Annotated in this window: 14 protein-coding genes; 11 read left to right on the forward strand and 3 right to left on the reverse strand. The window is 76.3% G+C overall.

The genetic code is table 11. From position 1 onward, the window contains the following. Positions 1-52: 52 nt before the first annotated feature. The 3 genes from ACFVZH_RS01010 to ACFVZH_RS01020 all read left to right on the forward strand — a co-directional run bounded on the left by ACFVZH_RS01010 (position 53) and on the right by ACFVZH_RS01020 (position 11,896). A complete protein-coding gene (locus ACFVZH_RS01010; RefSeq protein ID WP_384891131.1) occupies positions 53-5,299 on the forward strand; it encodes a hypothetical protein in 5,247 nt (1,748 codons plus the stop codon). Between the two features lie 94 nt (positions 5,300-5,393). Beyond that, the gene (locus ACFVZH_RS01015) at positions 5,394-10,208 is read left to right on the forward strand and encodes a hypothetical protein (RefSeq protein ID WP_384891134.1); all 4,815 of its coding nucleotides are present in this window, start codon (positions 5,394-5,396) and stop codon (positions 10,206-10,208) included. A 5-nt stretch (positions 10,209-10,213) separates the two neighbouring features. Further along, positions 10,214-11,896, forward strand: a complete 1,683-nt coding sequence (locus ACFVZH_RS01020) for a hypothetical protein (protein WP_384891137.1) — start codon at positions 10,214-10,216, stop codon at positions 11,894-11,896. Positions 11,897-11,903: 7 nt separating this feature from the next. Here the strand turns inward: ACFVZH_RS01020 and ACFVZH_RS01025 are convergent, their stop codons facing one another. Then, positions 11,904-13,532 (reverse strand): alpha/beta hydrolase, encoded by a 1,629-nt coding sequence (locus tag ACFVZH_RS01025; RefSeq protein ID WP_384891140.1) that lies wholly within the window; start codon positions 13,530-13,532, stop codon positions 11,904-11,906. 195 nt (positions 13,533-13,727) lie between these two features. Here ACFVZH_RS01025 and ACFVZH_RS01030 point away from each other — a divergent pair, with 195 nt between their 5' ends. From ACFVZH_RS01030 to ACFVZH_RS01065, 8 genes are all read left to right on the forward strand, one after another. Further along, complete coding sequence (locus tag ACFVZH_RS01030) at positions 13,728-14,699, forward strand: MerR family transcriptional regulator (protein ID WP_384891143.1); 972 nt, start codon at positions 13,728-13,730, stop codon at positions 14,697-14,699. 168 nt (positions 14,700-14,867) lie between these two features. Further along, entirely contained in the window at positions 14,868-15,635 is a 768-nt protein-coding gene (locus ACFVZH_RS01035) for a GntR family transcriptional regulator (RefSeq protein ID WP_384891146.1), read from the forward strand. A gap of 40 nt (positions 15,636-15,675) precedes the next feature. Then, positions 15,676-15,903, forward strand: a complete 228-nt coding sequence (locus tag ACFVZH_RS01040; RefSeq protein ID WP_017236562.1) for a ferredoxin family protein — start codon at positions 15,676-15,678, stop codon at positions 15,901-15,903. A 20-nt stretch (positions 15,904-15,923) separates the two neighbouring features. Next, a complete protein-coding gene (locus tag ACFVZH_RS01045) occupies positions 15,924-17,345 on the forward strand; it encodes an ABC transporter substrate-binding protein (protein ID WP_384891149.1) in 1,422 nt (473 codons plus the stop codon). Further along, positions 17,342-18,316: an ABC transporter permease gene (locus ACFVZH_RS01050; protein WP_384891153.1), complete on the forward strand. Its 975-nt coding sequence runs from the start codon at positions 17,342-17,344 to the stop codon at positions 18,314-18,316. The genes ACFVZH_RS01045 and ACFVZH_RS01050 overlap by 4 nt, the downstream gene beginning before the upstream one ends. Beyond that, a complete protein-coding gene (locus ACFVZH_RS01055; protein WP_384891156.1) occupies positions 18,313-19,149 on the forward strand; it encodes an ABC transporter ATP-binding protein in 837 nt (278 codons plus the stop codon). The genes ACFVZH_RS01050 and ACFVZH_RS01055 overlap by 4 nt, the downstream gene beginning before the upstream one ends. Before the next feature lie 112 nt (positions 19,150-19,261). Then, positions 19,262-22,105, forward strand: coding sequence for a fumarate reductase/succinate dehydrogenase flavoprotein subunit (locus ACFVZH_RS01060; protein WP_384891160.1), 2,844 nt, complete (start codon positions 19,262-19,264; stop codon positions 22,103-22,105). Positions 22,106-22,254: 149 nt separating this feature from the next. After that, entirely contained in the window at positions 22,255-23,103 is an 849-nt protein-coding gene (locus ACFVZH_RS01065) for a VOC family protein (protein WP_384891163.1), read from the forward strand. Positions 23,104-23,203: 100 nt separating this feature from the next. Here ACFVZH_RS01065 and ACFVZH_RS01070 read toward each other — a convergent pair whose 3' ends face one another. Both ACFVZH_RS01070 and ACFVZH_RS01075 read right to left on the reverse strand, forming a co-directional pair. Further along, positions 23,204-24,400: an amidohydrolase gene (locus tag ACFVZH_RS01070; protein WP_384891166.1), complete on the reverse strand. Its 1,197-nt coding sequence runs from the start codon at positions 24,398-24,400 to the stop codon at positions 23,204-23,206. Further along, positions 24,397-25,842 carry an MFS transporter gene (locus tag ACFVZH_RS01075; RefSeq protein ID WP_384891168.1) on the reverse strand — a complete coding sequence of 482 codons (1,446 nt, stop codon included), beginning with the start codon at positions 25,840-25,842 and terminating at the stop codon, positions 24,397-24,399. Before ACFVZH_RS01075 ends, ACFVZH_RS01070 begins: the two co-directional genes overlap by 4 nt. Positions 25,843-25,902 lie beyond the last annotated feature (60 nt).

Raw genomic sequence — 25,902 nt, forward strand, 5'->3', positions numbered from 1 at the left:
TCCGCGCCACCCCCCGTACTCCGTCCGTCGACACCACCACCGGAGGGACGCGTTGAGCGGCCTGACCTTCCTGTCCTGGGTCCGTGAGGGCCTCGCCGCCGCCGGTGGCGCCACCGACCCGACGTCCGGGCCCATGGAGTCCCGGACCACCGTCACGCTGCGGCCGCGGCTGACCGGGCGCGACTCCGTCGCCGTACCAGCCCGGCTGCTCGGGCCCGGGGACGTGACGGGGATCGACGCCGGGCAGGTGCTGCGCGTGTTCCCGGCCGCGGAGGCGGCGGACGCGGAGCCACACCTGTTCCCCGCCGTCGAGTTCGACCGGCCGGACCTGCCGTGGCTGTTCACCCCGGCGGGTGCCACCGAGGTCGGGCGGCTCCGCCCCTGGCTCGTCCTGGTCGTGGTCGAGGCGGACCACGCCGAGGTGCTGCCGTCCGACGGCGCGCTGCCCCGGCTGCGGTGCCGCCGGTCCGAGCTGCCCGACCTCGCGGAGTCGTGGGCCTGGGCGCACGCCCAGGTCGCCACCGACGAGGGCGCGGGCGAGGCCGAGGTCGACCGGATCCTGGCCGAGGAGCCGGACCGGACGCTGTCGCGGCTGCTGTGTCCGCGCAGGCTGCGCCCGCGCACCCGCTATGTCGCGGCCGTGGTGCCCGCCTTCGACGCGGGACGGCTCGCCGGGCTCGGTCTTCCGGTGCCGGAGGGCTCCTTGCGGCCCGCCTGGCCCGCCGTGGGCGAACAGCCCGAGGTGACGGAGTGGCTGCTGCCGGTGTACCACCACTGGGGGTTCGCCACCGGACTCGACGGCGACTTCGAGTCCCTCGTCCGGGCCCTCACCCCGCGCGCGCTGCCCGGTGACGTCGGCACCCGGCCGGTGGACGTCGGGGCGGCCGGCGGGGGTCTGCCCGCGCCGCCGGCCGGTCACCCGGGGCGGGTCCTCGACCTGGAGGGGGCGCTGCGGACCGCGGGCACCGATCCGCTCCCGTGGCACCCGGAGACGGCCGCCGCCTTCCGGACCGCGTACAAGGCCGCGCTGGACCCGGGCCCACTGAACACGGCGCTCGTCCCGCCGGTCTACGGCTCCGCGCAGGCGGGCACCGCCGGACTGCCCTCGCCGCAGGCCGGTCCCACCTGGCTGCGCGAGCTGAACCTCGACCCGCGGCACCGGGCGGCCGCCGCGCTGGGCGCCGAGGTGGTGCGCCGGAACCAGGAGGACCTGGTGGCGGCCGCGTGGGACCAGGCCGCGGAGCTGCGCCGTGCCAACGAGCTGCTGCGGCAGGGCCAACTGGCCCGAACGGTCGCCGAGAGCCTGCACCGGCGGCTGCCCGGAGCGGCCTCCGGAACCGTGCCGGCGGGCGACGACCGGCTCGCCGCCCGGATGCTCCAGATGACCTCGGCCGTACGGGACGCCGTCGCGTACGGCGACGGCACGGCCGCCGGTGAGCTGGGCCGCAACAAGGAGGCGCGCGCGGCGATGGACCCGGCGTTCCGGAGGCTGCTGCGGCCGGGCGGGCCGGTCGCGCGCCGGGCCGCCGCGTCCGGGGCGGCCCCGGCGGCCGGCGACACGGCAGCCGCCGGTCTCGCCGCTTCCCTCGCCCGCCGCACCGAGGCGGCGGTGCCGCCGCTGCCGACGCCCGCGGGGCTGACCGGCGTCGACAACCTCTCCGGCCACGAGACCTTCGAGGGGCTGAAGGCCGACCGGCTCACCACCCGCTGGTGGGAGCGGGACCCGACCGAGCCGAGGGAGGACGTGGCGCCCGCGGTGCCCGCCGTCCGCTGGGTCGGCGCGGCACTGCCGAACCGGGTGTTCGTCGTCACCGACGACGGCCGGCTCATGTCCCGGGTCACCCAGCAGAACGTGCCCGGCTGGGTCGACCACGGCTTCCCGCCCGGCACCACCTGCGCCTCGCCGCCCTCGGCCGTGCGCGACCTGCACGTCTTCGTGATCGGCGCGAACGGCAATCTGTACCAGCTGCGCTGGGACGGCGAGCAGTGGGTGTGGCTGCACCACGGCATCCCGTACGAGAGCTCCTCCGGCTACACCCGCCCGCTGGTGGCCGGCGAGGGGCGGCTCGCCACGGCCGTCCGCCTTCAGCGCCCGGACGGCCTCGGCTCGACGAACTACCTCCACCAGGCCGCGTACGTCGTGGACGACTGGGGCAACCTGTGGGAGCTCCAGGGACGTGACGCGTCGTGGGGCTGGAGGAAGCTCGGCATGCCGGGCGGTTTCTGGATCACCGGGGTGGCGTACCAGGGTCTCTGGGAGCTCATGCTCGTCAACCGCGTCGGCAACCTCATCCGGTTCACCCACAACGGCACCGACTGGGTCCACCAGGACCTCACGGGTATACAGCCGGTGCCCCAGGGCGGGTTCACTCCCGACCGGGGCATTCCGCTGCGGGCCCACGACGGCCGCTACTACGGGGTCGGGGCCAACGGCTCCCTGTACCTGAGCCACCACCTCCTCGGCAACCTCCTGTGGCTGCCCGTGACCGGACTGCCCCCGGTGTCCCGGACCCTCGGCCTCGGCCACGACGGCAAGGTCGTGCTCTCCCACTCCGAGTCGACGGTGTTCGTGTTCCCTCCGGCCGATGCCGTGCCCGGCGGCGGGCGCGTGCCGTCCGGACCGAACCAGGGCGTCCAGGGCGCCACGTACGGCTCCCTGGTCCACGTCGTCGCCGACGGGCAGCTGATCGTGGTCGACCGCGCCGGGGACAACGTCTGGTACCCGCTCGGGCGGCCCGAGTTCGGCGGCAAGGGGAACCCCGCGGCGCAGCCGCCCGCCCACATCCGCTGGCGTCCGCGGCTGGGCTTCCTCTCGCATCTGCTCGTCGGTCACGTCGACGCGCCGCCCGGGATCAACACCCCGTACCTGCGCGTCGGCCGGGCCACGGACTTCGACGGGTCGGTGCGCGGCGGCTGGCAGCTGAAGCCCGGTATCGGGGAGCGGATGTCCGCCGAGCACACGCAGGGCTTCGGCATCGCCACGGCCGACCTCAACGGCTCGGGCAGCCCCGACGCGCTGGTCTTCTGGATCGAGGAGTTCGACAACAACGGCCACGTCGGGAACTTCGGCCGCTACATGATCGCCCGGGACCTGGACGCCGACGGCAACCCGGCCGAGTGGAAGGGGCCGGTGGCCATGCCGACCCCGATGTCGACGCCGGCCACGGCCTCCGGCGGGCTGACCGAGGCCGCGTACGTGCAGGCGGGCAGCGCGACCCTCGCCGACCTCGACGGGGACGGCAACCAGGAGATGATCGTCGTCTACCTCGGCGGCCTCAAGGGCAACAAGCGGCTGTTCCTGCGGATCGGCTGGAACATCTCGCCCGAGAACGGCGTGGCGCGCGGCGGCTGGTCCGACTCCGTCGAAGTGCCGTGGCCGGGACGGCCGGACGAGGCCGCACCCGCCGTCAGCGGGCTCGGCGTGGCCGTCGCCGACCTCGACCACGACCTGCGCCCCGAGCTGATCGTGATGCTGACGGAGCAGACCGCGGCCGGGGCCACCACGTCCTACCGGGTGGGCTGGGACATCAACGCCCGTGGACGGATCGGGACATGGGGACCGGTCGTCCAGGTGCCCGGCACCGTCCCGAAGGCGGCGGGCGCCGCGATCACGGTCGCCGACTTCAGCGGCTCGGAGAAGCCGGACCTCGTCGTCCTGGTCCTGGAGGACGGTCCGACCGCCAACTCGGCCTCCTACCGCATAGGCTGGGACGTCGACGGCGGCACCGGGGCGCCACGCTCCTGGTCCGCGCCGATCACGGCCGACGCGGGCGCCTGGTACGGCTGGGTCAACCAGGGCGCGGGAGTGGCCCTCGCCGACCTGCCCGGCACCGTCGCCGCCCGCCGCCGCAAGATCACCTCCGACTTCCGGGACGCCGCGAAGATCCATCAGAACGCCCTGCTCGCGGCGCAGGACCGCGCCCTGCGCGAGGTCGAACCCGAGGTCCCATTGCGGCAGTTGGCCGCTGCGGTACGGGAGGCGACGGAGCCGGAGACGGCCGTCACCGCGCGTGTCGCGGCCCGCATCGACGGCGCGGACCTGGCGGGTTCGGGGCTGCCCGACCCGCTCGGGCCGCTGCTCGCCCCACCGTCCTTCGCCCAGCCGATGGCGGAGCTCCTCACCGAGCTGGGCGCCGACCACCTGCTGCCGGGGGTGCAGAACGTCCCGGCGGACACGGTCAGCCTGCTGCGCGCCAACGGACGGTTCATCGAGTCCTTCCTGGCCGGCGCCAACCACGAACTGGGCCGCGAACTCCTGTGGCGCGAGTACCCCACGGACCGCGGGGCCACCGCCTTCCGTCACTTCTGGGACGCGCGCGGCACCGTGGAACCGGGGCGGGAACAGCCGGACGTGCCGCCGATGCGCGACTGGGGCCGCCACAGCGCCCTCGGCGCGACCGTGCGCAAGCCCCCGGGCGGCGACGACGCCGTCGTGCTGCTCGTGCGGGGCGAGGTCGTACGGCGCTTCCCCTCCCTCGGGCTGCACGCCCGGCGCGCACTGCCGCCCGCGGTGCCCGGCGGGCCGCGCCGCCTGGGCGAGCAGCGCCTGGAGCCGGTGTTCACCGGGGAGATCGGAGCCGACGTGCTGTTCGTCGGCTTCCCGCTCACCGTCGCCGACGCGCTGGGCTCGGAGACCGATCCCGGCTGGTTCTTCGTCTTCGAGGAGCACGCCACGGCGCCCTCCTTCGGTCTCGACGAGCCGCCCAGGGACGCCGTGTACGGGCCGGGGCCGTTCACCTGGCGTGACGTCGACTGGGCGAGGACCGTCCGCGGCGCGGAGGAGCTGGCCGCGCTGACGCACGTCGGCACACGGCCCGCCTTCGGCACCGACCCCCGCCCGCTGCACCCCGGCCCCGGGGCGCCGACGCTCTCCTGGGGCCGCAACGCGGCGGCGTTGGCGCACATCACGCTCCAGCGGCCGGTCCGCGTGGCCCACCACGCGTCGGCCCTGCTGCCACTGCACGGCCCCGGCCTGCGGATCACCCACGTCCGCAAGCGGGTCCCCGGCAGCGACCGCGTCTTCGTCCGCGAGATCGCCGGCCGCCTGCCGGACGGCCGCTGGTGGCGCATGTCCCGCGCCGAGGCCCTGGCCGCGCTCGACGGCCGCCGGGCCCTGTACGTGGAGCGGACCCCCGGCAACCGGGTCCCGGTCGTCGCCGCGCCCGACGGCGACGGGGGCCGCTACCTGCGCACCGCGCCCAACGCCGACCCCGCCGACAACCTGTCGGCCCTGCCGGCGATCCCACCGGAGGCGTACGAGGCCCCGGTGGCGTACCCGCCGCAGGGGGCGACGCCGTGACACGACGGCCACCGCCCTCCGCCGGGGCGGTCGGCCCCCCTTCGTACCCCGCGGCCCGGCCGCACTCCTCCGCACGCCACCTGGACGGACGCCGATGACCACGCCACCGCCCCCTGCCTGGACCCTTCCCACCGCGCTGCCCGTGGTGCTGCTGCCCGTCCGGCTGGAGACCCGGTTCACCGCCACCGAGCTGCTCGTCCGGATCTACCCGGACGAGATCCACGTCGACACCCACGAGACCCTGCTGACGGCCGACGAGGAGCTGTACGGGCGCCGCTACTGGCTCGGCGTCTGGGACGCGCGCGGCGACGGGCCGGCCGAGGCGGCCGCCTGGGGCGAGCTCGCCGACCGGTTCGGCCACGAGCGGGCCGCGTGGGTCGCCCGCGTCATGACCCCGGTCAACCCGATGGAGCAGCCGGGCACGGGCGGGGCGGACGCCCGGCCCGTGTTCCCCGCGCCCGGCGAGCAGCGGCCGGCGAGCTGGACGAGGCGGCCGGTCGCGCGCGCCCTGCCGAGCCGCTGGTACGTCGTCGGCCACCCCAAGGACCCGGCCGCGCCCGCCGTCACGCGGGTCACGGCGAAGGTCGGCGGCCCGACGGGCGGTCCGCTGCCGGTGGGGCCCGCTCCGACGGCCGACCTGGAGGAGCTCGACCCGGCGGCCCCGCCGGCCGACGGCGCCACCCGGTGGCTGGTGGACTTCGCGGCGGCCGAGGCGATCGGCATGGCGGTGCGGCTGCCGCGCGGCGTGGGCTACGCCCGGCTCTTCGCGTACGGCGTCCTGGAGGACAAGCCGACGGTCGCCACGGCCGAACTGACCGCGCTCATCGAGGCGCAGTACTACACCCGCGGCCTCGGGTACGTGCCGCCGGGCGCGCCGTCCAACAACACGGCGACCGCCACCTCCCGCTACAGCCGCCGCGACCCCGCCAACCGCGAGGCGTACCGGGTCCGGCACCTCGACAGCGTGCCGACCGACGCCGACGCCAACGCGACCGTCCTCGCCAAGGCGTTCGGGCTGCCGCTCGTCGGCGCGACCGGCGGTCCCGCGCCGCTGGCCCGCGCCCGGGACGCGCGCCGCCGCGACCAGGCCGCCGCCCGGGACATGGCCACCGCCCTGTGGGAGGCCACCTGGGGCTACTACCTGCGCCAGTTCGCCGAGGACCGCTTCTCCGAGGGCCAGGTGCTCGGGGCCCGCGACCACGCCCGCCGGTACCTGCGGCCCGGCGGGCCGCTGCCCGCCCTGCGGATCGGGAGCCAGCCGTACGGGATCCTCCCCGTGCTGCCACTGGACCGCTGGACGGACCTGGAGGGCACCGGAACGGCCGCCACGCGGCTCGACCCGGCCGTCCCCCGCTTCCTGCGGACCCTGCGCGACCGGATCTGGGCGCCCTCGGCCGCGGACCCGAACGCCGTGCCGCGGATCACGCGCGGCGCGGCCTCGCAGGGCACCGTCGCCGAGATCCTCGGCATGGCCCCGACCGCCCGCAGGCTGCACGCCCGCAGCGCCGTCGGCGCCGACTACGTGGCCGCGCTGTGGCGGTACGGCCCGCTCAGCCTGAACGACGAGTGGCGCACGGGCCTCTCCGGTCACGTGCGCGACCTCACCGCCCGCCTCGGGCTGCCCGGCTGGGAGTTCGGCCCCGGGCGTGTCGTGTACGCCGACAGGGCGTGGCCGCTCGACCACCCGTGGACCGACGCCCCGGCGGGCACGCCCGGCGGCACCCCCGCCGCGTACCTGGCCGCCCTCGCCGACCCGCTGAACCCGCCCGCGTGGGCGCGGGTCCCGGGCGCCGCGGAGCGCGCCGGCCTGCCGTGGGCGCGCTGGTGGCACGACCTCGGCGCGGCCGGCGGGGACCAGGCGGCCCAGGCCCTGTCGACACCGCTCCTCTACCGGCTCGCCCGGCACGCGCTGCTCGCCGAGTACGCCCGGGCCGTCGACTACGCGCTCGGCACCGGCCGGGCCGAGCGGAACGAACCCGAGCTGGTCGACGTCGACGAGGCCGTCAGGACGGCGACCGTATGGAAGCGCGCCCGGCGGAACCTGCCGCCCGGCACCCCCGGGCCCGCCACCGCGGACGCGTACGTGTGGAGCCCGGAGGCCCGTAACCGGTCCGAGCTCCAGCCCCTGCACGAGACGCTGGCCGCGTTCAAGGCGCTCGCCCCGCTCCCGGCCGAGGAGCTGGAACGGCTGCTGGCGCAGAACCTCGACACGACCTCGCACCGCCTGGACGCGTGGATCACCTCGCTCGCGACGCGGCGGCTCGCCTGGCTGCGGCGGCCGGGTTCCCCGTACCCGTACGGCTGCCATCTCGGCGGCTACGGCTGGCTCCTCGACGTGACGCCCCGCTCCGCGCAGCCGAGGACCGTGCCGCCGGAGCGGCGCCCGGAGGGCGAGGTGACGGACCCGCTGGCGGCCCCCGGCACCGTCACGCCGTGGAAGCTGTTCGAGGCCGCCGACACGGCGTCCCCGATCCACGCGCCCTCGCTCGCGCAGGCCACCACGGCCGCCGTGCTCCGCGCCGCCCAGCGGGCCCATGGCGACCTGCCCGACGCGCCGACCGCGATCGACCTCCACTCCGCGCGCGCCCGCACGGCGTCCTGGCTCCTCGACGGCGTCCGACAGGGGCAACCCCTGGGCGCCCTCCTCGGCTACCGCTTCGAGCGGGCCCTCAAGGACCATCCGATCCGGACCCTCACGTCCTGGACGGACCGCTTCCGCGCGCTCGCCCCGACGACCGCCACCCACGTCGACCACGACGGCACGGTCAGCGAGACCGTCGCCGCCCACGACGTCGTCGACGGCCTGCGGCTGCACCGGCGCCGCGCGGCCGGCCGGCTCGACCTGGTCCGCGACGTCGGCGTGCCGTCCACCGCGGCGGAGGAACTCGCCGCTCTCGAAGCCGTCCTGGCCGATCTCGCCGACGCCGTGGACTCGGTCGCCGACGCCCTCCTCGTCGAGGGTGTCCACCAGGCCGCCCAGGGCAACCCGCTGCGCGCCGGCGCCACCGTCGACGCCATGGGCAACGGCGAGGCCCCGCCGCCCGAGCTGGAGTCCCTGCGCACCCCGCGCGCCGGCGACGCGATCACCCACCGGGTGATCGTCCTCCTGCCCGAGCCGTTGCCGACCGTCTCGCCGGCCGCCTCGCCCACCGCCTCGCCGGCGGCCCGCGCGCTCGCGGCCCCGGGTTCCGGCGGCGGCGGAGCCGGCGACACCCCGCCCATCGTCGTCCCGCCGCCGGCCGACGACGGCTCCGACGACGGCCCCGGCGCGCCTCCCGGCAGCGGGGACCTCCCGGACGACGGACCCGGTGGTCCGGGCTCCGGGACCGACTCGGGCTCCGGCACGGGCACGGGCACGGGCACGGGCTCCGGCACGGGTTCCGGTTCCGGCGACGGTGGTTGGGCGAGTGATGTCCTCACCCAGACCCGTGCGCTCGCCGAGCCGGCCCTTGCCGCGTGGCTGACCGCGCTGCTGCCGGCGCCCGAGAGCGTCGCGTACACCGTCCGGCTCGCCGACGGCAGCAGCCGCACGGTGCCGCTCACCGGGATTCCGCTGTCGCCGCTGGACTGGCTGGCCCTGGGGCTGGACCCGGAGGCGCTGCCCGGCTCGGACCTGGAGCGGCACCTGTTGCTGCACGCCGACGGCGTACTCGCCGCGCGGGAGGCGGCCGCGCCCCGGCCGGCCGCGGTCCCCGCCGGCGACGAGGGGCTCGGGCTGTTCCTGGAGACCATCCGGGCCGCGCGTGAACTGCTGCGCACGGCAAGGCCGTTGCGGCCTACGGACCTCGCTCCGCCGGAAGCGGCTCCCGAGGGGAGCGACGCCGGGCCGGACGATCCGGCACTGGAACCGCGGGCCGTCGCCGTCCGTGACGTCGTACGGCGAGCCGTCGCCGAGCTGTCCACCCCGGCCGACACGGCCGCGGCCGGCCGGGTCGAACGGCTGCACCGGGGCCTGCTCACGGCCAACCTCGTGGGAGTCCCGGCGGCGGCCCCGCCGCTGCCGCCGCGCCCCGGTGCGACGCCGGAGGTACTCGCCGCGCACGCCGCGCTCCTGACGGGGCTCGCCATGGCGGTGGTCCCCGAACTGACGCGCAGGCTCGGCCTGTCGGCCGGTGCCGACACGGCCCGCGCCCAGGGCACGCTGCCGGTGGGGGCGTGGGCGCGGGAGGTGCTCGGAGCGCTGCTCGGCAGCGAGCTCGTGGTGCTGCCCGGTTTCGCCGCGCCGCCGCCCGGGCCGCTCACCGCGTCCCTGGCCCACGCCGACACGCTGCTCGGCGGGGACCCACACGCACCGGCCGGCTGGCTGACCCGGCTCGGCCGGGTACGGCGCGGGGTCGAGCGGCTGGTCACGACCCTCGGGTACGCGGAGGCGCTGGAGTGCGGTGACGCGCTCACGGCGGTGGTCGCCCAGACCCCGTACACCGCGTCCGCGGACCCGGCGCGCGCCGAGCGCTGGGCCGCGCTGCCCCCGGCGGCCGGGCAGGAGCCGGGCCCGCGTCTCTCCCTGGTGCTGCACGCGCCGGCCGGCGGTGACGCCCCGACGGAGCTGCTGTCCGGGCGGCTGCGGGGCCTGATCGTGGACGAGTGGACGGAGGTCGTGCCGCGCGAGCGGCAGACGACCGGTGTCGCCGTGCACATCGACGCGCCGGACGCGGCGCCGCCGCAGACGGTGCTGCTCGCCGTCCCGCCGGACGCGTCCCCCACCTGGACCCCGGACCTGCTCGGCGCGACCGTCGAAGCGGCCCTCGACCTGGCGCGGGTGCGCGCCGTGGACTACGAGGCCCTGCACCCCGACAGTCCGACCGCCGTGGCCGACATCGGCCAGCTCGCCCCGGCCGCGCTCCTCGCCATGAACACCCGGTACGAGGACGCGGTCGCCACCGACTTCACCCGTGGCCTGCGGAGGTAGGCGCCATGACCTCGATCACCACCTGGACCCGGCTCGAACCCCGTGCCCGCACCGGCGACCTGCGGCCGTCCCTGGAGGGCCAGGTCCACGACCCGGCCTGGATGCTGGCCCGGCAGTGGCAGCTGGGCGAGTTCCTCGGCGACGACGCCGGAACTCCCGTATGGGTGCGCGTGCGTGGCCATGCCGACCGGATCAGCCGGTACCGGCCGGGCCGCCCGGCGGGCGCCGGCACGGACTACGACGGCACCACGCCGCTCGAGGCGCTGGTGGAGGCCGAGCCCGGCGGGGCGCGCGCCACCTCCGCCGATCTGCGGTCGGGTGCCGAGGCGGGCCAGCACCTGCTGCGGCTGCTGCGCTCCGCCGGGCTCCCGGCCGACGCCGTCGCCGAGGCCGTCGGGATGCTCCTGGACGACTTCCCGCTCGGCCTCACGGGCGAGGAGGGCGGCGTCGACGCGGCCACCGTTCGCTTCCTGTCGGTGCTGCAGGGCCGGGTGCCGGACGGCCACGCCCTCGCGTTCCACCTGCACGCGTCCGCGCCGACGCCGGAGGAGCCGGGCTGGGGGCTGCCCCCGGCCGCGTACGCCGTGTTCCGGTCCTGGCTCGACTGGTACGACGAGCGGCATCTCACGGCGGCCGAGGGGGATCCCGCGTGGGACGCGCGGCGGCTGGAGCACCGGTTCTCGGTCGGCCTGTCCCAGGGCGGTACGGAGACGACGCTCACCGCCCCCGCCTACCAGGGCGGCGCGCTGGACTGGACGGACTTCACGGCCGGCGGGGACACCGGCCTCGAGTCACCGGCCGCCCGGGAGTCCCTGCTCTCCACCACGTTCCCGGCGCCGGTGCGCTTCCCGGGGATGCCGGCCCGCCGGTACTGGGAGTTCGAGGACGCGCGGGTGGACCTCGGGGGCGTCGAGGCGGCCCCGTCGGACCTGGCCCGCATGCTGGTCGCCGAGTTCGCCACGGTGTACGGCAACGACTGGTACCTGGTGCCGCTCGACGTGCCCGTCGGCAGCGTCACCACGCTCACCTCGGTGGTCGTCGGCGACACGTTCAGTTCGGAGCTCGGCGGTCCCACGCTGCTGCCCGTGCCCGGTGCGGGGACGGGGGACGCCCACTGGTCGGTGCACCGCCTCAGCACCGAGGACGGCGGCCGGCACCTCGGCCTCTTCGTGCCGCCGGTGACCGTCGGCGGCCTGGAGGGCGAGCCCGTCGAGGAGGTGCTGCTCGCCCGTGACGAGGGCGCCAACCAGGCATGGGCCGTGGAGCGCCGGGTGCCGACGCCGGTGGGCGGCACCCTGGACCGCGCCCGTACGGCCCCGGTGGCGCGCCCCGCTCCGGCGGTGGCGGGCGGGACCGCCGTCTACCGGCTGATGAGCGAGGTCCCGGAGCACTGGTTCCCGCTCCTTCCCCGGGAGCCGCGCCCCGGCGCGTACGTGCTGCGGCTCGGCCATACGACCGGGCCCGACGGCGAACCGCTGCTCCCGCTGGGCCGGCTGCTCTCGCCGGGCCTGCCCAACGCGTACGACCTGTTCTCCGAGGAGGTGCCGCGCGAGGGCGTCACCCTCACCCGGGCCCACCAGTACGCGCGGACCCCCGACGGGCGGGGCGTGCTCTGGACCTCGCGCCGCGCCCGCCCGGGGCGCGGCGAGTCCTCCTCGGGGCTGCGGTTCGACGCGTTGGACGACTGACCCCGGTTCAGTCCCGGAGGTGGCCGAGGACGGCGGTCATGGCGCGGGCCACGGCAGCCCGGGACTCGTCGGTGGGGTCGACCAGTTCGAAGCCGTGGTGGCCGTGGGGCACGTCGACGACCTCGACGTCCGTTCCGTTCCCGGCGGCGGCGTCCAGGAACTCCTGGACCGTCGCCTCGAAGGCGGGGTGTTCGAGCCCCGCCCGGGTCAGGACGACCGGCGGCCCGTCCGCCGTGCCGACGGCGTCGACGGGACGGAAGCGGGCTCCCGCCCCCTCCCAGCCGGGGGGCGGCGCGAGGGCGGGGTAGGTCGCCGCCACACAGCGCAGCCACGGCGGGGGCGCGGCAAGCCAGTCCGCCGCGAGGAGACCGCCGGTGGAGAAGAACCAGAGCGCGATCCGTTCGCCGTCGACCCGGGGGTCGGCGCGGACGAGCGCGACGGCCTCGGCGAGGTCGTCGGCGGCGAGCGGGTAGTCGGCGAGGCTGTGCAGCCGGTGGTCCAGGGTCACGCCGACGACGTCCCGGCTCGCCGCGTAGCGGCCGTACCCCAGGTAGAACGGGGTGTCGCGCGGCGTGGGGCGCTGGTCGGGGGCGACGGGACCGCCGTGGACGAAGACCACGGCCGGCCGGGGGCGGTGGGCCGCGCCCGGACCGTCGGCGGCGGGGAGGCGATCGGCGCCGTCCTGGTCGTGGTCGGCGCCGAGCACGAGTCGGCCGGCGCCTTCCGGGACGTGGTCGGCTCCGGCCGGGAGGTGGAGGTCGATCCGTCCGCGCCGCTCGCGCGGCGCCTCGGGGAGGTCCATGAGGAAGGGCGCGAGGTGCGACGGCTGTGCGTGGGCGTGGTCGGGCGCGGTCACCCGGTGGCCCTCGCCGGCCGCCGCGCCGAGCAGTGCCTCGGCCAGTTCGGCGGGGGCGGAGAGCATCGGCCAGTGGCCGGTGGCGAGTTCGAGGAAGCGCACCCGGGCGTCGGCGAGCGCCCGGTACCGGGGCGGACCCGACTCCACCAGCATCTCCACCAGGGCGATGCTCGACCCGTTCGCCGTGCACAGCACGCCGGTGACGGGCGGCGCCGCGGCCGCGCCGGTCAGCCGGAGCGGCTCGGTGAGGGTGGCGGGCGGCTGGGGTGCGGCGAGCCGCGTCAGGCGTTCCAGCGCGTCGGCGGGGATCCCTTCGGTGCTGCCCCAGCGCCCCCAGGTCCCGGGCGACGGCGGCGGCACCGGGTCGTGGCCGCCGGAGGGGGCGCCGTCCGTCCCGTGCGCCAGGCGTTCCCTGACCTCGGGGTCGGGTACGGACGCGAGGGCGGGCCGGCCGTCCTCGGGGAGGCCGGTGTCCACGGCGACGATCCGGGCGACCCGTCCCGGGCGCCGGTCGGCGGCGCCGAACACCGGGTGCAGGGCGTACCCGTGGCCGACGAGCACCACGTCGGGGGCGTCGATGCCGTCGATCACCGCCAGCAGGTCCTCGATGTGGGTCTCCAGGCCGGTCCCGGTCCCGGTCCCGCCCTCGCCCCGCCGGTCCCCCATGCCGGTCAGGGTCACGGGGTACGGCTCCGCTCCGGCCGCCCGGAGCCGGGCGGCGGTCTCCTCCCACACCCAGCCGGCGGTGAAGGGGCCGGACGCCAGCACGAACACGGTCATGATCGTCTCCTCGTGACTCCTCGGGGATGTCCCGCCCGTCACGCTAGGAACTCCCCCAGGGGGAGGTTCAAGCACGCTCGGAACTCCCCCGGGCAGAGGTTCACGCCGCGCCTCCGGCCGACGCCCCGCCGGGACCGGGCGGCAGAATGGGGTGTCCGCAGTCGGTCCGGATTCCCCTGACGGAGGTTCACGTTCGTGTTGTCCGACGGCCAGTGGAGCATCGGTGAGCTCGCCCGGCACGCGGGTGCCACGGTGAAGACCGTGCGCTTCTACTCCGACCGAGGTCTGCTGCCCGAGGCGGGGCGCAGCTCCGGCGGGCACCGCAGGTACGGGGCCGAGGCGCTCGACCGGCTCCGGCTGATCCGCTCCCTGCGCGCCCTCGACGTGCCGCTGCCGGAGATCGAGCGGCTGCTGTCCGGGGCGCACGCGCGCGTGGGGCCCGGCGACGGGGCCGGGGCCGAGGTCCGCGACGACGTCCTGGAGGAGGTGGTCGCGGGGCAGTTGCGGGAGCTGGGCTCCCGCCTGGCGGCGCTGCGCTGGCGCGCGGTCTCGCTGGGCCTGGTCCGGGACTGCTCCGCCGGGGAGCGGGCCGACCGGCTGCGGCTGCTCGGCGCGGTGGCCCTGCCGCCGGACACGGCGGCCCTGGCCGGGTTCTGGCGCCGCATCCTGCCGGCGCGGCTGCCGGGCCGGGTGGTGTCCCTGGTCGTCGACTCGGTGGTGCCGCGGCCTCCGGAGGATCCGAGCCCCGCACAGGTGCTGGCGTTCGCCCGGCTGCACGCGCTCGTCACCGACCCGCGTCTCGCCTCGGCGGAGCACCGTCCGGCGCCGCCGCTGCCGGACGGGGAGTACCGGCCGGCCGTGCTGTACGAGGGTCTGGCGGAGGCGTACGCGCTGGCGGCCGCGGAGCTGCGGGCGGGGCGGGCGCCGCAGGACGGCGGGGCGCTGGACTGTTTCGTCTCGGCGTACGCGCACGCGTGCGGGGTGCCGGACGCCCCGGCGTTCCGCCGTCGGCTCGTCGGCCTGCTCGCGCTGCACGACGGTCCGGTGATCGGCCGCTACTGGAAGCTCGCCGCGGGGTTGTTCGCCCCGGACGAGCCGGTGCTCGGCGCCCTCCACCATCAGCTGTCCGTCGCGCTCCGGAGCCAGGTCCACGCGCGGACCGTCTGAGGTTCTCCCACATGGTGGGCGGACGGACGTCCACGTGCTGGGCGCCACGGTGGCGGATCTCGCCGCCCGCCCGTCGTCGCCGCAGGTCAGAGACGTACGTACGGGGTGTCAGGTGGCGCAATACTGCCGCAACACCACCCGGGCCGGTCCGCCGCTACGTTCCGTCCCATGTCCGCCGAACCCGCCTCCGCCGCCCGCCCCGTCGCCGCCGCCCGCCGCCGGCGGCTGCGGGCCGACCGGGCGCGGCAGCTCGCCGACCTGCTGCGCCACCAGATCCTGGCGGGCGGGTTCCCGGACGGGGTCCTCCCGCTGGAGGACGCCATCGCCGCCGACTACCGGGCCAGCCGCAACACCGTGCGGCAGGCCCTGGACCTGCTGCGCGGCGAGCAGCTGGTCGACCGGCGGGCCGGGGTCGGCACGGTGGTGGTCTGCGAGAAGTACCCGCACGGCCTGGACCGCCTCCAGGGCCTCGCGGAGACCCTGCACGAACACGGGCGGGTCACCAACGAGGTCCGTACCGTCGGGCCGGTGGCCGCGTCCGGCCCGGTGGCCCACCGGCTGGGTCTGCCGGAGCACACCGACGTGCTCTGCGTCGAGCGGCTGCGGCGGCTCAACGGGCTGCCGCTCTCCCTCGACCTGTCGTATCTGCCGATGGACATCGGCGGCGAACTCCTCGGCTGCGATCTGGAGAACACGGACGTGTTCCGGCTCCTGGAGCAGCTGACCGGCGGGCCGCTCGGGCACGCCGAGATCACGCTGGAGGCCGTCAACGCCGACGCGCACTCGGCCGCCGTGCTCCAGGCCCCCCGCGGGGCCGCGGTCCTGATGCTGGAGCGGCTGACCCATCTGCCCGACGGGCGCCCGGTGGACCTGGAGTTCATCCGGTTCCGCGGCGACCGCATCACCATGAGCGGCCTGCTGCACCGCTCCGTCTGACCCCGTCGACCTTCCCCCGAACCCCTTCCTGGAGACAGCCATGCCTCTGGTCCCCCAGCGTGCCGACGTGCCCGTGACCATCGACGAGTCGAAGTGCATCGACGGCTGCACGCTCTGCGTCGACATGTGTCCGCTCGACTCGCTCGCGATCCGCGAGGACGACGGCAAGGCGTACATGCATGTGGACGAGTGCTGGTACTGCGGCCCCTGCGCGGCCCGCTGTCCCACCGGCGCCGTGACCGTCAACATGCCCTACCTGCTCCGGTGAAGGCGAAAGGCCGACCTCCCATGTCCAGAACCCCGCTGCCCAGCACGTCCAGGCCCGGGACCTCCGTGTCCGGCGCCTCCCCCTCCCGAACCCGCACGGCCGGCACCGGACTTCCCCTGCTGCTCCCGCTCGCCCTGCTGCTGCCCCTGGCCACCGCCTGCGGCGGTGCGGCCGGCTCCGACGACGGGTCCGGCGGGACGACGGTGACCGTGACCGTCGGCTACCAGTCGAAGACCATCAACACCGTCACCGCCGGCACCCTGCTGCGCTCGCTCGGCTACTTCGAGCAGGAGCTCGCGGCCACCGGGAGGAAGGACGGCCGCACCTACCGGGTGGTCTGGCAGGACTACGCGACCGGCGCCCCGATCACCGCGCAGATGACCGCCGGGAAGATCGACATCGGTTCGATGGGCGACTTCCCGCTGCTGATCAACGCGGCGCGCGGCAAGCAGCTCAAGGAGCCCACGCGGCTCGTCGCGGTCACCGGCTACAACCTGCGGGGCGGCCTCAACACCGTCGTCACCGCCCCCGGTTCGTCACTGCGGTCGCTCGCGGACCTGAAGGGCCGCAAGGTGTCCACCAGTGTCGGCTCGGCGGCCGACGGCACCCTGGTCCGGGCCCTGCGGCGGGCCGGGCTCGACCCGGCGAAGGACATCGCCAAGCTCAACCAGCAGCCGAGCGTGGGTGCTTCGGCCCTGGCCGGGGGCAGCGTCGACGCGCTGTCCCAGTTCGTCGCCTGGCCGGGTCTGCTCGCCTTCCAGGGCCGGGCGACGGCGCTGTACGACGGGGCCGAGCTGAACCTTCCGACCTTCCACGGGGTCACCGTCCGCGAGGAGTTCGCGCAGCGGCGGCCCGACGTCCTCGACGCCTTCCTGCGGGCGCAGCGGCGGGCCACGGACGAGCTGCGCGCCCGGCCGGTGGCCGCCGCCGAGTCGGTGGCGAAGGAGACGGGGCTGCCCGCCGAGGTGGTCTACCTCTACAACGGCGCCCAGGGCATCGCCACCTTCGACCCGGCGCTCCGCCCGGAGCTGATCGCCGCGCTCAAGGAGGACGTGCCGGTGCTGAAGGAGGCCGGTCTGGTGAAGGACGTCGACGTCGACGCCTTCGTCGACACGGCGCCGCTGCGACGGGCCGTACCGGGACCGGAGTACCCCCGGGCGGCGGCGGCCACCTCCGAGCTGTGGCTGCGGGGGCAGAGCACGACCCGGTCCTTCGACAGCCCCGGCGCGCTCCTGAAGGCCGTCAAGGGGGCCGACGTACGGGCCGCGTACGTGCCGGACGCGGTGACCGGGACGCTCTGGTTCGCGGACCGGGCGGTGTGGGTCGCGGACGGCGGCGCGTGGCGCGCCTTCGTGACCCGGGCGGCGGCGGAGCGGTACGTCTCCGGGCACGCCGGCGCCCGGATCGTCGCATACGCGGACGCCGTGAGGCTCGCCTCGTGAGCGGCCGGAACCCCGGCGGTGCCCGCGCCGCCGGGGCCCTGGGCCGCCGGCTGGTCCGGGTGGCCTCCCTCGCCGCGGCGCTGGGCCTGTGGCAGCTGCTGACCTCGCTGGACGTCACTCTGTGGCTGCGGTTCGAGCAGTTCCCGACGGTCGTCGAGGTGGCCTCCGCCTTCGCCGACCGGGTCGGCACGGAGACGTACTGGCAGGACCTGGGCCACAGCCTGCGCCGTATCGCGGTCGGCTTCCTCCTCGCCGCGGTCCTGGGGGTGGCGGCCGGCACGGCCGTCGCCCGGTCCCGGTGGGCCGCCGACATCCTGGGCCCGCTGGTGGAGGTGGTGCGGCCGGTGCCGGCCATCGCCCTGGTGCCGGTGGCGATCCTGCTGCTGCCCACCAACGAACAGGGCATCGTCTTCATCACCTGCGCCGCCGCCCTCTTCCCCGTCCTCGTGTCGACCCGGCACGCGGTGCGGGCGCTGAGCCCCGGGTGGGAGGAGGCCGTGCTCACGATGGGCGGCGGCCGGGCCCGGGTGCTGTTCTCGGTGGTGCTGCCGGGCGCTCTGCCGGGGATCTTCGGCGGTCTCTCGGTGGGCATCGGCGTCTCGTGGATCTGTGTGATCTCGGCGGAGATGATCTCCGGCGAGTACGGGGTGGGGTACCGCACCTGGCAGGACTACACGGTCGTCGACTACCCCGGGGTGTTCGTCGGCATGGCCACGATCGGCGCGCTGGGCTGGCTGACCTCCACGGCCGTGGAGACGCTCGGCCGCCGGGTCACCTCCTGGCTGCCGCGTCCGGCCGACCGGCTTCCGGCGGGCCCCGCCCGCGCGGCGGCCGCGTCCGCGTCCGCCGCCTCCGTTCCCGTGTCCGCCGGGTCCGTGACGGCGTCCGCCGCCTCCGCCCCGCTCGCCCCGGCCGGCCCCCTCTCCCCCGTCACCCCCGTCGCCCCGCCCGAGAAGGAGCCGGTCCGATGAGCACCGTGAGCCCGTCCGCCTCAGCCGCCACGTCCGCGACGCCGTCCGGGCCCGCCGCGCCACCCACGACGCCCGCCTCGGCCGGTCCGGCCGCTCGGGCCCGGTCCGCGTCGGCGGGTGCCGAACTCGCCCTGCACGACGTACGGCTGGGCCGTCCCGGCGCGGCGCCCGTGGCGGGCCCCGCGGGACTGCGGATCGCGCCCGGTGAACTCGTGACCGTGGTCGGCCCGTCCGGCTGCGGGAAGACCACACTGCTGCGCACGCTCGCCGGGCTGCTGCCGCCGCTGGAGGGCCGGGTCACCCAGGACGGGGAGGCGATCCGCCGGCCCGGCGCCGACCGGGCGCTCGTCTTCCAGCACGACGCGCTGCTGCCGTGGCGGTCGGTCCGCGCCAACGTCGAGCTGCCGCTCGCGATCCGCCGGGTCCCCCGGGCCGAGCGGCGCCGCTCGGCGCTGGAGTGGCTGGAGCGGGTCGGGCTCGCCGAGCACGCCCCGAAGCTGCCGCACCAGCTGTCCGGCGGGCAGCGGCAGCGGGTGCAGCTGGCCCGCGCCCTGGCCGGCCGCCCTCGGGCGGTCCTGATGGACGAACCGTTCGGCGCGCTCGACGCGCACACCCGCGCCGGGATGCAGGACCTCCTCGTGGAGATCCTGCGGGGCACCGGCGCCACGGTCGTCTTCGTCACCCACGACGTCGACGAGGCCGTCCATCTCGGCGACCGGGTCGTCCTCTTCGCGACCGGCGAGGTGCTCGACGTGCCGCACCCGCGGGCGCGGGACGCCCGCGACGATCCCGCGACGACGGCCCTGCGCCGTCGCGTCCTCGACTCCCTCTGAGACCACCGCTCTCCGACCTCCGGCCTCCACTCTCCCCCCCTCTGCCCGCCCTCCGCTCTCCGCCCCCTCACCCCGGCCATCGGCCTCCGACCGCCGCTTCGAAAGGCACCCCGTGGACACCCCCCTGACCGTCCCCGACCTCGCCGACGCGACCGAACTGTCCTGTGACGTGCTCGTCGTCGGCGGCGGCACCGCCGGCACCATGGCCGCGCTGACCGCCGCCGAGCGCGGGGCGAACGTCCTGCTCCTGGAGAAGGCGCACGTCCGGCACTCCGGAGCCCTGGCCATGGGGATGGACGGCGTCAACAACGCGGTCGTGCCGGGCCGGGCCGAACCCGACGACTACGTCGCCGAGATCACCCGCGCCAACGACGGCCTCGTGGACCAGTCGACCGTCCGGCAGACGGCCACCCGCGGCTTCGCGATGGTCCAGCGCCTGGAGTCGTACGGGGTGAAGTTCGAGAAGGACGAACACGGCGAGTACGCGGTCCGCCAGGTGCACCGCTCCGGCTCGTACGTGCTGCCCATGCCGGAGGGCAAGGACGTCAAGAAGGTCCTCTACCGGCAGCTGCGGCGGCGGGAGATGCGGGAGCGGATCCGGATCGAGAACCGTGTCATGCCGGTCCGCGTCCTCACCCACCCGGAGGACGGCCGGGCCGTCGGCGTGGCCGGGTTCCACACCCGCACCGGGGAGTTCGTGGTCGTCCGGGCCGGCGCGGTCGTCCTGGCCACCGGCGCCTGCGGGCGGCTCGGCCTGCCCGCCTCGGGCTATCTGTACGGCACGTACGAGAACCCGACGAACGCCGGCGACGGATACGCCATGGCGTACCACGCCGGGGCGGCGCTCACCGGGATCGAGTGCTTCCAGATCAACCCGCTGATCAAGGACTACAACGGACCGGCCTGCGCCTACGTGGCCAACCCGTTCGGCGGCTACCAGGTGAACCGGCACGGCGAGCGGTTCGTGGAGTCGGACTACTGGTCGGGGCAGATGATGGCCGAGTTCGCCGAGGAACTCGCCTCGGACCGCGGCCCGGTCTACCTCAAGCTGAGCCACCTCCCCGAGGAGACCATCGGCGCGGTCGAGTCGATCCTCCACACCACCGAGCGGCCCACCCGCGGCACCTTCCACGAGAACCGCGGACACGACTACCGCACCCACGACATCGAGATGCACATCTCCGAGATCGGCCTGTGCGGCGGCCACTCCGCCTCGGGGGTACGGGTGGACGCCCACGCCCGCACCACGGTGCCGAGGCTGTACGCGGCCGGCGACCTGGCCTCCGTACCGCACAACTACATGATCGGCGCGTTCGTCTTCGGCGACCTCGCGGGCGAGGACGCGTCCCGGTACCGGGCGTACGAAGGGGAGTTGGACCGGGCGCAGCTCGCGGAGGCCCACGAGCTCGTCTACCGGCCGCTGCGCCGGCCCGACGGTCCGCCGCAGCCGCAGGTCGAGTTCAAGCTGCGCAGGTTCGTCAACGACTACGTGTCACCGCCGAAGACGGGCGCCCGGCTCTCCCTGGCCGTCGAGGCGTTCACCCGGATGTCGGAGGAGATCGCCGGAATGGGAGCGCGGACCCCGCACGAGCTCATGCGGTGCGCGGAGGTGTCGTTCATCCGCGACTGCGCCGAGATGGCGGCGCGGGCCTCGCTGGCCAGGACCGAGTCGCGGTGGGGTCTCTACCACCAGCGGCTCGACCATCCGGAGCGGGACGACACCGACTGGCTGCACCACCTCGACCTGCGCAAGTCCCCGTCCGGGGCGATGGAGTTCACCGCCCGGCCGGTCGAGCCGTACGTCGTGCCGGTGCCGGAGTTCGCGCCGCCCGGCGGCCCCGAGCGGCACATCGGGGAGGTGGCGCTCGTGCCCGTCGCCACGGCCGGGCCCCGCGACGCCGCCCCGGCGGCCCGCTCGGCGGCGGGCGGCCCTGACACGCCCGCCACGGATCTCCCCGCTCCGGACACACCGGCCGCGCGTCTGCCCGCTCCGGACACGCCGGCCGCGCATCTGCCCGCGGCGGACGCGCCCACGACCGAGGTGCCCTCGGCCGAGGCCCCGCACCCCCGGCTCCTCCGGCTCCTGTCGCTCGTCGAGGACTCCCCCGACCTGGAGGCGCTCGGGCCGTACCTGGCCGACCCCGATCCGGCGGTGCGGGCCGCCGCCGTCACCGCCCTCGGCGAGACCGCGCCGGCCGGGACGGGGCCGGCGCTGGCCGCACGGCTGCGGGACGGCTCGCCGCGGGTCCGGGCGGCGGCCGCGGCCGCCCTGCGCGAGCTGGTCGAGGTCCTGCCCGCCGAGCCGGTGCTCGGGGCCGGGCTGCGGGAGGCGCTCGGCGTGCCCGACGCGGCCGTGCGGGCCGCCGCCCTGGACGTGCTGCGGGCGCTGCGGCTCGGCGACGCCCCGCTGTACGCCGCCGCGCTCGACGACGACGCCGTCGACGTACGGGTGCGGGCCGTCCGGGCCCTGGTCGCGGTGGACGCCGTCCCGGAGCTCGCGGTGGCAGCGGGCGACCCGGCGCGCGAGGTCCGCGTCGCGGTGGCCCGTGGCCTCGCGGCCGTGCGGGACCCGGCGCCGGAACCCCTCGGCCCGCTCCTCGGCGACGCCGATCCCCTGGTGCGGGGCGCCGCGCTGGCCGCGCTGGCCGACACGGGCTGCCCGCCCGGGCTCGCCGCGGCGGCGGAGGCGGCGCTCGCGGACCCCGCCTGGCAGGTGCGGGCCGGCGCGGCGACGGCCCTGCGGGCCGCCCCGGCCGCCCTCGCCGTCCCCGGCCTCGCCGGCGCCCTCGCCGACCCGAACGCGGACGTCCGCAAGGCCGCCGTCCTCGCCCTCCTCGCCCACCGGGGCGACCCGGCTGCCCGTACCGCGCTCGCCGGCGCGGCCGGCGACGCCGACGCGGACGTCCGCGCCTACGCCGCCCGCGCGGCCGCCCCGGTCCCGAGCGGCGCCCGCTGAGCCGGAGCCGTCCGTGGGGTGCCGCGCACGGAATCCCCCGGACGGCTCCGCCCGTCCCCCGGTCCGCACACCCGGACGGGTGAGGGACGTCGGCATCCGGGTGAGCGCGCGCATGCCGGGCGGAAGGACCGGGAAGGGGCGCAGGCTGGATGCAGGACGACGAGGAGGTGGTGCCGGTGTCGGGGCCGACGACGACCGGGGAAGCGGTGGGCGCGCCGTGCTGGCTGAGCCTGAGCGCGCGTGATCTCGAAGCGGCTGAGCGTTTCTACGGGGCGGTGCTGGGCTGGAAGTTCCTGCGGGGAGGCCAGGGGCACGAGTACGCCGTGGGCGAGCGGGGCGGGGTGCCGGTGGCCGGGATCGCGCCGGTGGCGGCCGAGCTGGCCGTCCCGGTGGCGTGGACGGCGTTCTTCTCGGTGGCGGACGCCGACGCGACGGTGGCGCGGATCCGGGAGCGCGGCGGCACCGTCGGCGTGGGTCCCGTCGCCTACCCGCCCGACGGGCGCGCGGCGCTGGCCACCGACCGCGAGGGCGCGGCGTTCGGGGTGTGGGAGGGCCGTGTCGAGACGCGCTGGCGCGTCGGCGAGCACGCGGCACCTGCCTGGCTGGAGCTGCACACCCGGGACGCGTTCGAGGCGGCGGTGTTCTACGGCGAGGTGCTCCGCTGGACGGAGGGGGCCGCGGGCCGCCTGGAGGTGTCGTACGAGCAGGACAAGGTGGTGCTGCGGCGGGACGGCGTCGCCGTCGCCCGGCTGAACAGCGGCCCGGTCGAATCCGCCTCCCCCCGGCCTCAGCTGCGTCCGCGGTGGCTGGTGCGTTTCCGGGTGCCCGATCCGGAGGCTGCCACGGCCGCGGTCCTGGCCCACGGCGGCGTGGTCGTGCCGGGCGGTCTGTGGGGCGGGGTGCGCGGCCCCGAGGACGCCGACGGGCGCCGGGTGGTGGTGCGGGATCCCGACGGGGCCCTGTTCGCCTTGGAGGCCGCGGAGGACGGCCCGGAGTGACCCGTACGGGGAGGGAAGGCTCAGGTCCCCTCCCCGTACCCGTGCCGGACGGCTGCCGGCAGCCGTCCGGCACGGTGGGGTCCACGGCTGCCGCCGGCGGTCAGTCGCCGGGGGTGCGGGCCGCGCGGCGCTCCAGGAGACGGGCCCGCTGGTCCGGGTCGGTGGCGAGGTCGATCGCGGTCCACGCCATGGCGAGTCCGCCGTCGAGGACGGCCCGGTCGGCGGCGGAGGTCGTGCCGTACCGGGTGAAGTCGGGGTGGTGCATGATCGTGTCGCCGCAGTCGTACCCGATGGAGGGGTGGATCGTCGGGACGAGGTGCGAGACGTTGCCCATGTCGGTGGAACCGCCGCGCAGGCCCGGGTCACTGGCCAGGACGGTGCGGCCGAGGGCCTCGGCGGCGGCCCGGTAGCTGCGGCCCATGGCGAGGTCCTGCCGGAGGTCGGCGTAGTCGTTGCCGACGGTCTCCAGGAGGAGTTCGGCGCCGGTGGCCAGGGCGCCCGCCTCGAAGCAGGCCCGTACCCGGGCCCGGAGCTCGGCGAGCTCCTCGCTGGTACCGGCGCGGACGTCGTAGGTGGCGGTGGCGCGGTCCGGGATGACGTTGGCGGCGTCCCCGGCCGAGGTCACGACACCGGAGACGACGGCGCCGGGGACCATCTGCTGGCGGTGGGCGGCGACGGCGACCTGGGCGATCATCATCGCGTCGGCGGCGTTGACTCCCCGGTGCGGCATCGCGGCGGCGTGCGCGGGGACCCCGGTGTAGGCGACCGAGAGGCTGCTGATGGCGAGGGTGGTGAGACCGACGGCGTCCTGCGGCGCGGCGTGCACCATCATGGCGGCGGCCACGTCGTCGAAGGCTCCGGCGCGGAGCATGTCGACCTTTCCGCCGCCCGACTCCTCGGCGGGGGTGCCGAGCAGCGCGACGGTGAGGCCGAGGTCGTCGGCGAGCGGGGCGAGGGCGAGGGCCGCGGCCACGGACGCCGAACCGTTGACGTTGTGGCCGCAGGCGTGGCCGATCCCCGGGAGCGCGTCGTACTCGGCGCAGATCGCGACGACCAGGTCGCCGCTGCCGGCGGTGGCGCGGAACGCGGTGGGCAGCCCGTACGCCTCGCGCGTCACGTCGAAACCGGCGCGCTCGACGAGGTCGGTGATGCGGCGGGCGGCCCGGTGCTCCTCGTAGGCGAGCTCGGGGTCGGCGTGCAGGGCGTGGCTGAGCCCGATGACCGTGTCCTGGTGGCGGGCCAGGGTGGCGCGGCCGTGGGCGCGGGCGGCGGCGAGGGTCGTGGTGGTCGTCGTCATCGGAGGCCCTCGGACGGGGAGCGGTGGAGGAGGGAGGCCGCGGCGCCGGCGAGGGAGATCACCAGGCACAGGACCCAGGAGGTCGTGTAGGCGCCGAGGTCGGGCAGGGTGCCGCCGGCCGGGGTGTGCCCGGCGAAGACGGTCAGGATCGCGGCGGCGCCGAGCGAGCCGCCGACGCTGATGAGGAGCTCGTTGATGCCGGAGCCGACTGAGGTGCGGTCGTGGGGCACGGACTCCACGGCGAGCGTGCGCGTGGAGTGCTGGAGGAAGCCGTTCCCGAGCCCGGCCAGGGCCGTGCCGAGGAGGAAGAGCGGCGCGGAGGCGTGGGTGGCGAGCGCGGTGCCGTACCCGGCGGCCATCAGGAGAGAGCCGGTGACCAGGGTGAGCCGGTCGGTGAGGCGGGCGGCGACGGCGGGGGCCGCGAGCGCGCCGGCGGCCATGGCGAGGAGGTTGGGGAGCAGTCCGAGGCCGATGGCGACCGGGCCGTAGCCGAAGCCGTAGCCGGTCTCGGCGGGGCTGGTGCCGAGGAAGACGGAGTGGGCGACCTGGAGGCCGAACATGCAGAAGCTGAACGTGAGGGTGACGAGGGAGACGACGACCACCGGGCGGTGACGGAACATCCGGACGTCGATCATGGGCTCGGCGGTACGGAGCTCCACGCGCACCCACAGCGCGGTCACGAGCGCGCCGCCGATCAGAGTGGCGAGGGTGCGGGCGGAGGTCCACTCCCAGCCCGGCGTGCCGCCGAGCCCGAGGGCGAGCATCAGGGCGACGAGCCCGGTCGAGAGCAGCAGCGCGCCGGCCCAGTCGACCGAGCCGCCGGGGCGGTCGTCGGACTCGGGGAGCAGGGGCCAGGTGACGGCGAGCGCGACGGTCGCGCCGATCGCGGGTACCCAGAGGGCGGCGGTGGGGCTGTCGACGGAGGCGGCGATGAAGCCGCTGGACAGCAGCCCCAGGGTCAGGCCGCCGATCAGCGCGGCGACCATGTGGCTGATGCCGCGGCGGCTCTCGGCGTCGCCGCCGTCGGGGCGGTTGCGGAGGATGCCGACGAGGAGCGGGAAGAAGCCGGCGATGGCCCCTTGCAGGATCTGCCCGGCGAGGAGCACCGGGAAGGAGCGGCTGAGGCCGACCAGGACCGAGCCGGCGATGACGACGGCCAGGTTCCAGCGCAGGATGCGGCGGTGGCCGTACAGGTCGCCCATGCGGGCCAGCACCGGTGTGAACGCGACGCTTGCGAGCAGGTTCGCGATGCTGATCCAGTTCAGGTCCGCCGCCGTGACCTTCAGCGTCTCCGTCAGACCCTTGAGCAGCGGCGACAGGAAGCCCTGGGTCATCCCGCTGGACAGCTCGACGAGCGCGACCGAGGCGATGACCGCTCCGGCGGGGGTGGCGCGTACGGCGCCTCTTCGTACGGGGGCGGTGCGGGTACCGGAGTCCGTCATACGTACTACCTCTTCGGGAGGGCCGCGTGGGCTCGATGGGGAGGGGGCCGCCCTGCGGGT

The organism is Streptomyces sp. NPDC059534 (assembly GCF_042743475.1).
In the GTDB taxonomy this organism is placed as follows: Bacteria; Actinomycetota; Actinomycetes; order Streptomycetales; family Streptomycetaceae; genus Streptomyces.

Excerpts from the sequence above, each read along its gene's own strand:
- ACFVZH_RS01015 (WP_384891134.1), top strand. The coding sequence starts at position 5,394 with ATGACCACGCCACCGCCCCCTGCCTGGACCCTTCCCACCGCGCTGCCC.
- ACFVZH_RS01020 (WP_384891137.1), top strand. The coding sequence starts at position 10,214 with ATGACCTCGATCACCACCTGGACCCGGCTCGAACCCCGTGCCCGCACC.
- ACFVZH_RS01025 (WP_384891140.1), bottom strand. The coding sequence starts at position 13,532 with ATGACCGTGTTCGTGCTGGCGTCCGGCCCCTTCACCGCCGGCTGGGTG.
- ACFVZH_RS01035 (WP_384891146.1), top strand. The coding sequence starts at position 14,868 with ATGTCCGCCGAACCCGCCTCCGCCGCCCGCCCCGTCGCCGCCGCCCGC.
- ACFVZH_RS01040 (WP_017236562.1), top strand. The coding sequence starts at position 15,676 with ATGCCTCTGGTCCCCCAGCGTGCCGACGTGCCCGTGACCATCGACGAG.
- ACFVZH_RS01045 (WP_384891149.1), top strand. The coding sequence starts at position 15,924 with ATGTCCAGAACCCCGCTGCCCAGCACGTCCAGGCCCGGGACCTCCGTG.
- ACFVZH_RS01055 (WP_384891156.1), top strand. The coding sequence starts at position 18,313 with ATGAGCACCGTGAGCCCGTCCGCCTCAGCCGCCACGTCCGCGACGCCG.
- ACFVZH_RS01065 (WP_384891163.1), top strand. The coding sequence starts at position 22,255 with ATGCAGGACGACGAGGAGGTGGTGCCGGTGTCGGGGCCGACGACGACC.
- ACFVZH_RS01070 (WP_384891166.1), bottom strand. The coding sequence starts at position 24,400 with ATGACGACGACCACCACGACCCTCGCCGCCGCCCGCGCCCACGGCCGC.
- ACFVZH_RS01075 (WP_384891168.1), bottom strand. The coding sequence starts at position 25,842 with ATGACGGACTCCGGTACCCGCACCGCCCCCGTACGAAGAGGCGCCGTA.